10 protein-coding genes are annotated in these 9,772 nt (G+C 70.9%); 8 read left to right on the top strand and 2 right to left on the bottom strand.

Features of this window, described 5'->3' with window-relative positions; all coding sequences use genetic code 11:
* The first annotated feature begins 50 nt into the window (after positions 1-50).
* The 6 genes from ACFUJ1_RS29125 to ACFUJ1_RS29150 all read left to right on the top strand — a co-directional run bounded on the left by ACFUJ1_RS29125 (position 51) and on the right by ACFUJ1_RS29150 (position 5,248).
* The gene (locus ACFUJ1_RS29125; RefSeq protein ID WP_378650524.1) at positions 51-794 is read left to right on the top strand and encodes a class I SAM-dependent methyltransferase; all 744 of its coding nucleotides are present in this window, start codon (positions 51-53) and stop codon (positions 792-794) included.
* Positions 791-2,611: a choline/carnitine O-acyltransferase gene (locus ACFUJ1_RS29130; protein ID WP_378650525.1), complete on the top strand. Its 1,821-nt coding sequence runs from the start codon at positions 791-793 to the stop codon at positions 2,609-2,611. Before ACFUJ1_RS29125 ends, ACFUJ1_RS29130 begins: the two co-directional genes overlap by 4 nt.
* 81 nt (positions 2,612-2,692) lie before the next feature.
* Positions 2,693-2,956 carry a phosphoribosyl-ATP diphosphatase gene (locus ACFUJ1_RS29135; protein ID WP_067659283.1) on the top strand — a complete coding sequence of 88 codons (264 nt, stop codon included), beginning with the start codon at positions 2,693-2,695 and terminating at the stop codon, positions 2,954-2,956.
* Between the two features lie 64 nt (positions 2,957-3,020).
* Positions 3,021-3,872, top strand: a complete 852-nt coding sequence (gene hisG, locus ACFUJ1_RS29140) for an ATP phosphoribosyltransferase (protein ID WP_378650526.1) — start codon at positions 3,021-3,023, stop codon at positions 3,870-3,872.
* A gap of 102 nt (positions 3,873-3,974) precedes the next feature.
* A complete protein-coding gene (locus ACFUJ1_RS29145) occupies positions 3,975-4,103 on the top strand; it encodes a hypothetical protein (protein ID WP_378650527.1) in 129 nt (42 codons plus the stop codon).
* Complete coding sequence (locus tag ACFUJ1_RS29150) at positions 4,103-5,248, top strand: YeiH family protein (protein ID WP_378650528.1); 1,146 nt, start codon at positions 4,103-4,105, stop codon at positions 5,246-5,248. Before ACFUJ1_RS29145 ends, ACFUJ1_RS29150 begins: the two co-directional genes overlap by 1 nt.
* On the opposite strand, the gene ACFUJ1_RS29155 is transcribed toward ACFUJ1_RS29150, so the two are convergent.
* On the bottom strand, positions 5,216-6,103 hold the full coding sequence (locus tag ACFUJ1_RS29155; RefSeq protein ID WP_378650533.1) for a RecB family exonuclease: 888 nt from the start codon (positions 6,101-6,103) through the stop codon (positions 5,216-5,218). The two genes, ACFUJ1_RS29150 and ACFUJ1_RS29155, sit on opposite strands and share 33 nt — an antisense overlap.
* A 92-nt stretch (positions 6,104-6,195) precedes the next feature.
* Here ACFUJ1_RS29155 and ACFUJ1_RS29160 point away from each other — a divergent pair, with 92 nt between their 5' ends.
* Positions 6,196-7,029: a tRNA (adenine-N1)-methyltransferase gene (locus ACFUJ1_RS29160; protein ID WP_378650529.1), complete on the top strand. Its 834-nt coding sequence runs from the start codon at positions 6,196-6,198 to the stop codon at positions 7,027-7,029.
* Positions 7,030-7,158: 129 nt separating this feature from the next.
* Here the strand turns inward: ACFUJ1_RS29160 and ACFUJ1_RS29165 are convergent, their stop codons facing one another.
* Positions 7,159-7,662: a hypothetical protein gene (locus ACFUJ1_RS29165; protein WP_378650530.1), complete on the bottom strand. Its 504-nt coding sequence runs from the start codon at positions 7,660-7,662 to the stop codon at positions 7,159-7,161.
* Positions 7,663-7,871: 209 nt separating this feature from the next.
* Here ACFUJ1_RS29165 and arc point away from each other — a divergent pair, with 209 nt between their 5' ends.
* Positions 7,872-9,632, top strand: a complete 1,761-nt coding sequence (gene arc, locus ACFUJ1_RS29170; protein ID WP_378650531.1) for a proteasome ATPase — start codon at positions 7,872-7,874, stop codon at positions 9,630-9,632.
* Positions 9,633-9,772: the final 140 nt, after the last annotated feature.

The following is a 9,772-nucleotide window of genomic DNA, read 5'->3' on the forward strand; positions in this document are numbered from 1 at the left end:
CCTTCGATCACATCTACGATCGCCCCGATCCCCGCGAGTACTACGGGCGGATGTCGGAGCTGGGCTATTCGATCCCCGATTCGGCGGCACCCTTCTTCCAGCAGCAGCTCCGCGAGTACCGGGCCTCGGCCCGGGTCGCGGTGCCGACGGTGCTCGACATCGGCTGCTCCTACGGGGTGAACGCGGCGCTGCTGCGCTTCGGCACCAGCCTCGCCGAGCTCGCCGAGAGCTACGCGGGCACCACCGACCGGGATTCCGCGCTCGCGCTCGACAAGGGGAGGGCCGAGGTGCCGGGCGTGGACGCCCGCTTCCTCGGGATCGACGCGTCGCGCCCGGCGCTGGAGTACGCGGCCGAGGCCGGGCTGCTGGACGAGGTGGTGCACGCCGACCTGGAGTCGGCCGATCCGGACGAGGATCAGCGCGAGGTGCTGGCCCGCGCCGACCTGGTGATCTCCACCGGGTGCATCGGTTATGTCACCGAGAAGACGCTGGTGCGGGTGGCCACCGCGCATCCGCGGCGCAGGCCGTGGATGGCACACTTCGTGCTGCGCATGTTCGACTACGGTCCCGTCGCCGCGGAGCTCGCGGCGCTCGGGTACCGCACCGAACAGGTGCCCGGACTCCACGCACAGCGGCGCTTCGCCTCCGCCGACGAACAGGCGCAGGTGTTGAAGGCGTTGGCGGACAAGGGCATCGACACCACCGGGTACGAGGCCGACGGATCGCTGTATGCGACCCTTCATCTCTCCCGACCGCTACCGGAACACTCCGCCGACCCCGAGGACAACTCGTGAGCCCACGAACCTTCGCCGCCGAGGACCAGCTGCCGAGGGTGCCGCTGCCGACCCTGGACGACAGCGCCGCCCGGTTCCTGGAGTGGAGCGCCCCGCTCCTCACCGACGACGAGCGCGCCGCCACCGAGGCCGCCGTGGCCGACCTGCTGCGCCCGGACGGCCCCGGCCGCACCCTGCACGCCGCGCTCGCCGAGTACGACGCCACCCCCGGCGTCGGCAGCTGGCTCGACCTGTTCTGGCCCTCCCGCTACCTGGGCCGCCGCGACCGGATCGCGCTGAACGCGAACTTCTTCTTCCTGTTCCGCGACGACACCCCGCTCGCCGCCGCCACCTCGGCCGACCAGGCCGAGCGGGCCGCCGCCATCACGCTCGCCGCCGTCGACTACAAGCTCGCGCTCGACGCCGAGGAGATTCCGCCGGTCACCCAGCGCGGCAAGCAGCTCTCCATGTGGCAGAACAAGTACCTGTTCGCCGAGACCAGGATTCCCGGCGCGGAGCAGGACTCGGTGCGGGTGCCCTACTCCGACGAGTACCCCGGCCCCGCCACCGCGCGGCACATCCTGGTCTTCCACCGCGGCAACGCCTTCCGGCTCGACGTGGTCGGCCCGGAGGGCGCGCCCTACTCGGCCGAGGACATCACCGACGGGCTGCGCGCGGTGCTCAAGGCGGGGGCGAAGGCCGCCGCCACCGATACCGCGATCGGGCACCTGACCACCAAGGCCCGCGCGGAGTGGGCCGCGAGCCGGGCCGAGCTGCTGGCCGACCCTGGCAACGCCGCGGCCGTCGAGACCATCGAGTCGGCGCTGTTCGTGGTCGCGCTGGAGGATTTCGCGCCGCGGGACGAGCAGCAGGCCAGCGACCAGCTGCTGCACGGCGACAGCGGCAACCGGTACTTCGACAAGGCCGTCACCTTCGTCGTCTTCGCCGACGGCCAGGCCGGGATCAACATCGAGCACTGCGGGCTGGACGGCACCACCGTCCTCTCCTTCGTCGACACCCTGCTCGGCACCCCGCTCGCCGAGCACGCGGAGCGCTCGGGTGCCCGCGGGCAGGGGCTGCCTCCGGTCGAGCCGATCGAGTTCACCCTGACCGCCGCGCAGCGCGCCGACATCGCCGCGGCCGCCGCCGATTTCGCCGACTACGCCGCGGCGAACGCGACCCAGGTGGTCTCCTTCGACGACTTCGGCACCGAGGCGGCCAAGGCGCTGAAGATAAGCCCGGACGCGTTCGCGCAGCTCAGCTACCAGATCGCGCACCGGCGCAGCAAGGGCTTCACCGGCGCGACCTACGAGTCCATCGCGACCAGGCAGTGGCGCAACGGCCGTACCGAGGCCATGCGGGTGATCACCCCGGAGATCATCGCCTTCGTGGACGCCTTCGAGGACGCGGGCGCGTCCACCGAGGCCAAGCTGGCCGCCGCGCGGGCCGCCGCGGCGGCGCACGTGGAGCGGGCCAGGCAGTGCCAGGCCGGCGCCGCGCCCGAGCAGCACCTGTGGGAGCTGGAGTGGATCCAGCGCCGCCGGGGCGCCGAGCTCGGGGTCACCGAGCCGCTGCCGCTGTACACCAGCCCGGGCTGGCGGATCCTGCGCGACGACTACCTGAGCACCAGCTCGGCGCCGTCGGTGCACATCCGCCAGTTCGGTTTCGGCTCCACCAGCCCGAGCTGCATCGGCGTCGCCTACGTGCTGCTGCCGGACCGGTGGAAGCTCTACCTCGCCACCCCGCAGCCGGTGGCCGGGGAGATGCACGCCTTCGCGGAGCACCTCCGCACCGCCGTCGCGGACCTGCGCGAACTGCTGGCGACCGACGCGGGCTGAGCTCGGCCGGTGCCGCGGCGGGCGTCCCCGTCGCGGCACCGGAACGGAGGGGGACCACCCGGGTCTGAAAGAATGACCCGCGTGAAGAACTTCGAGGCCCTGTTCGCCGAGCTGCAGGACCGCGCCGCCACCCGCCCCGAGGGTTCGGGAACCGTGGCCGCGCTGGACGCGGGGGTGCACACCCAGGGCAAGAAGGTGCTCGAGGAGGCGGGCGAGGTCTGGATCGCCGCCGAGCACGAGAGCGACGACGCCCTCGCCGAGGAGATCTCCCAGCTCCTGTACTGGGTACAGGTGCTGATGGTGGGCCGCGGGCTGACGCTGGACGACGTGTACCGACATCTGTGACGGCACTGCGCCGACACCCCGTCGACCGTCGAGAGCACTCACCCCACCCCGAAAGGACCCCATCGTGCTGCGCGTCGCCGTACCCAACAAGGGCTCGCTGTCCGAATCCGCTTCCTCCATCCTCGCCGAGGCCGGATACCGCACCCGGACCGATTCCCGCGACCTGACCGTGCTGGACCCGGCCAACCAGGTCGAATTCTTCTTCCTCCGCCCCAAGGACATCGCCATCTACGTCGGCTCCGGCGAGCTCGACCTCGGCATCACCGGCCGCGACCTCGCCCTGGATTCCGGCGCGCCGGTGAAGGAGCGGCTCGCGCTCGGCTTCGGCCGCTCCAGCTTCCGCTACGCCGCGCCGCAGGGGCAGCCGTGGTCGGTCGAGCAACTGGCAGGCAAGCGGATCGCAACCTCCTACCCGAACCTGGTCCGGGCCGACCTGGCCGCCCGCGGGCTGACCGCCGAGGTCATCCGGCTGGACGGCGCGGTGGAGATCTCCATCCAGCTCGGCGTCGCCGACGCCATCGCCGACGTGGTCGGCTCCGGCCGCACGCTGCGCCAGCACAACCTGGTGGCGTTCGGCGAGTCGCTCTGCGATTCCGAGGGCGTGCTGGTCGAGCAGGCCGACTCCGGCACCGGCGACCGGGCCCGCAACCAGCTGGTCGCCCGGATCCAGGGCGTGGTCTTCGCCCAGCAGTACCTCATGCTGGACTACGACTGCCCCAAGAAGCTGCTGGATCGGGCGGTGCTCATCACCCCGGGGCTGGAGTCGCCGACGGTCTCCCCGCTGGCCGACGCCGACTGGGTGGCGGTGCGTGCGCTGGTGCCGCGCAAGCAGGGCAACGACCTCATGGACCGGCTGGCCGAGCTGGGCGCGAAGGCGATCCTCGCGACCGACATCAGGTCCTGCCGAGCCTTCTGAGCGCGCTCGTCAAGGATTGCGTTCCGCGGAAAGGCAATCGGTGTGCGGGCGGGCGGGGCGTTGCTACGGTGCGCCCTGCCCGCTAGCACGAGGAGAACCGCCGTGTCGTCACCATCACCGCAGCCCGAGCGCCGATTTCCGCTGAACGAGGACTGGCTCGCCACCATCGTCGGGCTGGTCCTGCTCGTCCTGATCCTGGCCGGCGTCGTCCCCGGATGGCTGGTGCCCTGATGAGCGATCCGGAGCAGCGGGCTCCCGGCACGGCCACCGAGACCGATGCCATCGCCGGGGCCGAGCGGCCGGTGCGGGTGCAGGACGTGCTGCTCGGGCTCGCCGTTGTGCTCGTGCTCGGCGGCCTCACCAGGTACCTGGAGATCAACGTGCCGAAATGGGCGGCCGAGGGGACCTTCTCCCGGGTCGCCAGGGCGGTCGAGTTCCCGGTGTACGCCATCGCACTCGGGCTCATCGGCAATGTGGTGCTCAGCAGCCTCGGGCTGCGCGACCGGCTCGCCGCCGGGTTCCGCACCGAGTTCTTCATCAAGACCGGCGTGGTGCTGCTCGGGGCATCCGTCAACCTGAAGCTCCTCGTCACCGCGGCCGGGCCGGCGATCCTGCAGGCGCTGCTGCTGATCACCATCGTCTTCGGCTTCACCTGGTGGTTCGCCGGGCGGCTCGGCATCGACGACAAACTGCGCGCACTGCTCGCCTCCGCCGTCTCCATCTGCGGGGTGAGCGCCGCCATCGCGGCGGCGGGCGCGGTGCAGGCCAGGCGCGAGCAGATCGCCTACGCCGCCTCGCTGGTCATCCTCTTCGCGCTGCCCTCGATCTTCCTGCTGCCCTGGCTGGCCGATGTGTTCGGGCTCTCCGACGCGGTGGCGGGCGCCTGGATCGGCGGCAACATCGACACCACCGCCGCGGTCGCCGCCTCCGGCGCGCTGGCTGGCGAGGAGGCGCTGCAGATCGCGACCATCGTGAAGACCACCCAGAACGCGCTGATCGGGCTGGTCGCCATCGCGCTCACCGCCTACTTCACGCTCCGGATCGAGCGCACCGATGGCGCGGCCCGGCCGAAGCTCGGCGAGTTCTGGGCGCGGTTCCCGAAGTTCGTGCTCGGCTTCATCGCCGCCTCGGTGATCGGCACGATCTACCTGCAGCAGGTCTCCGCGGCGACCGGCAAGGAGCACATCACCCTCGTCAACGACCTGCGCACCGACTTCCTGATCCTCGCCTTCGTCTCCATCGGGCTGGAGTTCTCGGTGCGCGGGCTGCGCGAGGCGGGTCGCCGCCCGGTCCTGGTCTTCGGCTCCGCCGTGCTCGTGAATCTCGTTGTCGGACTCGGTTTGTCAATCCTGCTGTTCCGTAATTTCGAGGTCTGACGCCGCGGGAGGCCCCGGGTACGGCGGCGGGGTGCCGCCGTACGCGGGGCAGAGCGGCTTGAAATCGCAGTAGGCGCAGAGCCATCCGGTGCTGGGCCGGAAATCGCCGGTTCGCACCGCCTCGGCGACCGCGCGCCAGAGCGCGGCGAGGGTGCGCTCGAAGCGCTCCAGCTCGGCCGCGTCGGGGGTGTAGGTGAGCACCTGCTCGTCGGCCAGGTAGATCAGCCGCAGCTCGGCCGGGACGACGCCGCGGGTGCGCAACATCATGAGCGCGTAGAACTTCAGCTGGAACAGCGCCCTGGTCTCCTGGGTGACCCCCGGCGCCTTGCCGGTCTTGTAGTCGACCACCCGCAGCGCGCCGTCCGGCCCGGCGTCGATCCGGTCGACGAAGCCGCGCAGCGGCACCCCGTCCGAGGACTCCGTCTCCAGCCGCAGCTCGCAGGATTCCGGGTCGAACGCCGTCGGATCCTCCAGCCGGTAGTAGCTCGTCAGCAGCGCCGTCACCTCCTCGGCGAAGACCGGGAACTCCGCGTCCGAGATCAGCTCGCCCGCCTCCGGCCGCTCGGCGCGCACCCGCTCCCACGCCGCGGGCAGCAGCGCATCGGCCGCCTCCGGAACGCGCTGTGCGGCGGGCAGTTCGAAGAGCCGCTCCAGCACCGCGTGCACGACGGTGCCGCGCACCGCCTGCCGCGACGGCGCCTCCGGCAGCCGATCCACCGCGCGGAAGCGGTACTTGAGCGGGCACTGCTTGAAATCGGCGGCGCGCGAGGGGGAGAGCGCGAGCCCGCTCGGCTCGGCCGGGCCCGGGCCGGGCGGCCCCGGCGGCGGACCGGCAGGGGGCGTGGACACGGGCAGCGACATACCTGGCAGGCTATCCGGCGGTACCGACACGCCGACCGTCACCGGTCGTGCGGTGGTACCGGACAACGACCAGCGAACGGAGATCCATGACGGCCAGACGGACCGGGCCATTCACCATCGGGGACCGGGTGCAGCTGACCGACGCCAAGGGCAGGCTGCACACGGTGATCCTGGAACCGGGGAAGGAGTTCCACACCCACCGCGGCGCGATCAGCCACGACGACCTGATCGACGCGCCCGAGGGCAGCGTGGTCAACTCCACCAACGGCACCCCCTACCTGGCCCTGCGCCCGCTGCTGGTCGACTACGTGCTCTCCATGCCGCGCGGCGCCGCCGTCATCTACCCCAAGGACGCGGCGCAGATCGTGCACGAGGGCGACGTCTTCCCCGGCGCGCGGGTGCTGGAGGCCGGGGCCGGCTCCGGCGCGCTCACCTGCTCGCTGCTGCGCGCGGTCGGGCCGGAGGGCGAGGTGATCTCCTACGAGATCCGCGACGACCACGCCGAGCACGCGGTGCGCAATGTCGAGCGATTCTTCGGCGAACGACCGGCGAACTGGTCGCTCACGATCGCCGACGTGGCCGCCTACGACGGCGAACCGGTGGACCGGGTGGTGCTGGACATGCTCGCGCCGTGGGACGCGCTGCCCGCGGTCTCCGGCGCGCTCGTGCCCGGCGGGGTGCTGATCGTCTACGTGGCGACCGTCACCCAGCTCTCCAAGGTGGTCGAGGCGCTGCGCGAGCAGCAGTGCTGGACCGAGCCGCGCTCCTGGGAGTCGCTGGTGCGGCCCTGGCACGTGGTCGGGCTCGCGGTGCGGCCGGAGCACCGGATGCAGGGGCACACCGCGTTCCTGGTCAGCGCGCGCAGGCTCGCGGAGGGCCAGGTGGCGCCCAAACCGCAGCGTCGGCCGTCGAAGGGCTGAATCGCATCCGTGAGATTCCGGTGCCGGAATCCGCCCGCCGGGGAACAATGGCAGCGTGGAAACGCAGGGTCGCGGTGCGGGTGGTGCCGGGTACGGGCTCCCGCCCGGTACCCGGCACCCGCGCGGCGATCAGGCGCAGGGGATCTGCGCGAAGCCGAGCAGCGTGCACGCCGTCGCATCCGACAGCTTCCAGCTTCCGCCGACGTTCTCCCAGGTGAGCGGGATGGCCGGGGCGGCGCCGTTGGGCGAGGTGATCACGGTCGGCGCGGTCGCCGTGTTGCCCGCCACAGTGACATCGGACACCGTGAAGGTGAGCTTGCCGTACCCGGCGAGTGCCTGGGTCAGCTGCTCGATGGCAGCGGCGCGCTTCTCACCGTCCACCACCACCGCGGTCTTGTCGGCGGTCGGCGTGGCCGGATCGGCCAGCTTGTCCAGGGTGGCCTGGAGCTGCGCCGGGGTCGGCTGGGCGGTGTTGCCCGCCGCCTGCGAGCTGGACGCGGCCGCCGTCGAGGACGAGGCGGCGGCGCTGCTCGCGACGGCACTGGTGCTCGTGGCGGCGGTGTCGGACGAGTCGTCCGAACCACAGCCGACGAGGCCGAGCGTAACGGCGACCGCCGCGGCGACGGTACCCACGGACACACGCAGTGCACGGGAAGGAAGGAGCATCTCGGCAACCTTTCGGTTTATCGGCGAGAGGACCCGCCGGGGTTTGTTAGGGCAGGCTAACATGGTGGATCGGCGGCCGGTCGCAGCAGAGATGTGATCACGACGAAACCATGTCGGACAGCGAGAACGGTTCGCGCCCGGTAGCGTTGATAGACCGGGACTGGGAGGAGCAGCACATGAGCCCCATCGAGAATTCGGATTCGGCGGCCTGGAGAGAGCTCGAGGCGGTTCGGGCCGAGGCGGCTGCACTCCGCAGGCAACTCGCCGATTCGCCGGAGCGCGGGCGCGAGTTCGAGGCCCGCATCGATTCGCTCACGATTCGCAACACCAAGCTGATGGACACCCTCAAGGAGGCACGCCAGCAGCTGATCGCGCTCCGCGAGGAGGTCGACCGGCTCGGTCAGCCGCCGAGCGGCTACGGCATCCTGATCGGCGCCTACGAGGACCAGACGGTCGACGTCTTCACCTCCGGCCGGAAGATGCGGCTGACCTGCTCGCCGAATATCGACACCGACACGCTCGAGTACGGCCAGACGGTCCGGCTCAACGAGGCGCTCACGGTCGTCGAGGCGGGCACCTTCGACGCCATCGGCGAGATCGGCACGCTCCGGGAGATCCTGGACGACGGCCGCCGCGCCCTCGTCGTCGGGCACGCCGACGAGGAGCGGGTGGTGTGGCTCTCCGGCCCGCTCAGCAAGCTCTCCGAGGCCGACGACCTCGAGGACCCGGACTCCCCGATCCGCAAGCTGCGCCCCGGCGACTCGCTGCTCGTCGACACCAAGGCCGGGTTCGCCTTCGAGCGGGTCCCCAAGGCCGAGGTCGAGGATCTCGTGCTGGAGGAGGTGCCGGACGTCGACTACACCGACATCGGCGGCCTCGGCAGGCAGATCGAGCAGATCAGGGACGCGGTCGAGCTGCCCTTCCTGCACAAGGATCTGTTCCGCGAGTACGCGCTGCGCCCGCCCAAGGGCGTGCTGCTCTACGGCCCGCCCGGCTGCGGCAAGACGCTGATCGCCAAGGCGGTGGCGAACTCGCTGGCCAAGAAGATCGCCGAGGCCCGCGGCGAGGACGCCAAGGAGGCCAGGTCCTTCTTCCTCAACATCAAGGGCCCGGAGCTGCTGAACAAGTTCGTCGGCGAGACCGAGCGGCACATCCGGATCATCTTCCAGCGGGCGCGCGAGAAGGCCTCCGAGGGCACCCCGGTGATCGTGTTCTTCGACGAGATGGACTCGATCTTCCGCACCCGCGGCTCCGGCGTCTCCTCGGACGTGGAGACCACCGTGGTCCCGCAGCTGCTCAGCGAGATCGACGGCGTGGAGGGGCTGGAGAACGTCATCGTGATCGGCGCCTCCAACCGCGAGGACATGATCGACCCCGCCATCCTGCGGCCGGGCCGGCTGGACGTGAAGATCAAGATCGAGCGGCCGGACGCGGAGTCCGCGCAGGACATCTTCTCCAAGTACCTGACCGACACGCTGCCGCTGCACGCCGACGACGTCGCCGAGTTCGGTGGCGACAAGACGCTCTGCATCCGCACCATGATCGAGCGGGTCGTGGACCGGATGTACGCGGAGAGCGAGGACAACCGCTTCCTCGAGGTCACCTACGCCAACGGGGACAAGGAGGTCCTGTACTTCAAGGACTTCAACTCCGGCGCCATGATCCAGAACATCGTGGACCGCGCCAAGAAGTACGCCATCAAGGCGGTGCTCGACACCGGCAACCCCGGGCTGCGCATCCAGCACCTCTACGATTCGATCGTGGACGAGTTCTCCGAGAACGAGGACCTGCCCAACACCACGAATCCGGACGACTGGGCGCGGATCTCCGGCAAGAAGGGTGAGCGGATCGTGTACATCCGCACGCTCGTCACCGGCAAGAACGCCAGTGCCAGCCGGGCCATCGACACCGAGTCGAACACCGGGCAGTACCTGTAGGTCCGGTTCGGCAGCTGTCCTGCACGACAGTGGGCCGCGATCCCGAGGGGTCGCGGCCCACAGTAGGCGACGGCCGGGAGCGGGGGAGGCCGCCCCCCCGGCCGAAATCGCGGCCGGAACCCCCCCCCGGCCCGGGCAGC

This window comes from Nocardia sp. NPDC057227 (genome assembly GCF_042669725.1).
Lineage (GTDB): Bacteria > Actinomycetota > Actinomycetes > Mycobacteriales > Mycobacteriaceae > Nocardia > Nocardia asteroides_A.